Source organism: Streptomyces sp. NPDC047981 (assembly GCF_040653315.1).
In the GTDB taxonomy this organism is placed as follows: Bacteria; Actinomycetota; Actinomycetes; order Streptomycetales; family Streptomycetaceae; genus Streptomyces.
The window spans coordinates 1-1656 of sequence record NZ_JBEZNQ010000195.1; the positions used below are offsets into that span (position 1 = coordinate 1).

The 1656-nt window shown below is 73.0% G+C and carries 2 protein-coding genes; one reads left to right on the forward strand and one right to left on the reverse strand.

Annotation, left to right across the window (positions count from 1 at the left end; genetic code table 11):
• Positions 1 to 76 precede the first annotated feature (76 nt).
• The gene (locus AB0E14_RS39690; RefSeq protein ID WP_362430453.1) at positions 77 to 610 is read right to left on the reverse strand and encodes a methylated-DNA--[protein]-cysteine S-methyltransferase; all 534 of its coding nucleotides are present in this window, start codon (positions 608 to 610) and stop codon (positions 77 to 79) included.
• A gap of 194 nt (positions 611 to 804) precedes the next feature.
• Here AB0E14_RS39690 and AB0E14_RS39695 point away from each other — a divergent pair.
• A partial coding sequence (locus tag AB0E14_RS39695) for an MHYT domain-containing protein (RefSeq protein ID WP_362430456.1) occupies positions 805 to 1656 on the forward strand: 852 nt, incomplete at its 3' end.

The window sequence follows — 1656 nt, forward strand, 5'->3', positions numbered from 1 at the left end:
ACCCGTCCCCTCGTCGCCGGCCCAGCCCAGCCCAGCCCGGCGCCCGCCCGCCCGCCCCCCGGCGGACGTCCGCATCTCAGAACAGCGGCTGTGGCAGTACGCCCTCCAGAGCGAGGAGGATCCGCTTGGTCTCCAGGCCGCCCCCGAAGCCGCCGATGCCGCCGTCGCTCTCCACCACCCGGTGGCACGGCACGACCACCGGCAGCGGATTGGCGCCCATGGCCGCCCCCACGGCCTGGGCGGCGCCCGGCTGCCCGACCCGCTTCGCCAGGTCCCCGTATCCGACCACCGCCCCGAACGGCACCCCCTCCGCCAGCTCGCGCAGCACCTGGCGGTTGAAGCCGGTCGTCAGCGTCCAGTCGAGCGGCAGCTCGAAGGAGTGCCGCCCGCCCGCGAAGTATTCGTCGAGCTGCCGTATCGGCTCGGCGAGCCTGCCCGAGGCGCGCTCGACCGGCTCCGCGCCGAGCTGCCCCGCCAGCCGGCCGACCGCCGCCTCCCGTACCGCCTCGTCGGCGTGGAAGACCACGCTCACCAGACCGCGATCGGTCGCCGCGAGCAGCAGCGGGCCGATGTCGCTCGGCACGACCGCCCATTCCACCGTGGTGTCCATGCCCCTCACCGTACGACCGGCCACTGACATCGCCGCTGTCACGGCCCGGTCTCGTCTCGGTCTCGCCGGTGGCAATTCCCGGACCTCGTGGTCGTGCGGCCCTCGGCGCGCCATAATCTCGCCCCGGAAGGACTACTCAGCGGTACCGACGGATTTCGGACGACGTGACACCACGGAGTGGAGGGCAGGCGCTCATGCAGGGCACGGTCGACGGTTTCAGCTACGGCCTGGTCACACCGGTCGCCGCCTTTCTCATGGCCTGCCTCGGCGGCGCCCTGGGCCTGCGCTGCACCACGCGATCCCTGCGGCACCGCGACAGCTTCAAGGCGGGCTGGCTGGCCCTCGGCGCGACGTCGATAGGCACCGGCATCTGGACGATGCACTTCATCGCGATGATCGGCTTCTCCGTCGACCGGGCGCCGATCAGCTACGACCGCCCGATCACCTTCGCCAGTCTGGGCGTCGCCATCCTGATGGTGGGCATCGGGATCTTCATCGTCGGCTACCGCGGCGCCACCGCGCTCACCCTGGTCACCGGCGGCACCATCACCGGTCTGGGCGTCGCGACCATGCACTACCTCGGCATGGCCGGAATGCGGCTCCAGGGGACCATCGACTACGACACGCTCACCGTCGCCCTCTCGGTCGTGATCGCCGTCGTCGCGGCCACCACCGCCCTCTGGGCGGCCGTCTCGGTCCGCGGCTTCATGGCCAGCGTCGGCGCCAGCATGGTGATGGGCCTCGCCGTCAGCGGCATGCACTACACGGCCATGGCGGCCGTCAACGTCCATGTGCACGGCAGGGGCGGCGCCGTCGGCGGCGGCGACTCCGCGACCTCGCTCCTCCTGCCGATGCTGATCGGCCCGGCGGTCTTCCTGCTCCTCGCCGCCGTGGTCGTCATGTTCGACCCGCTGCTCGTGATGGGCGACCCGGACTGGCAGCGCCCCACCGCCCACGGCCCGTACCGCCCCGGCGTGCCCGCCCAGCGCCGCGCGCCCGCCTACGGCGAGCCCGCGAACTGGGCCGCCCGCCAGGCCCCCGGACGC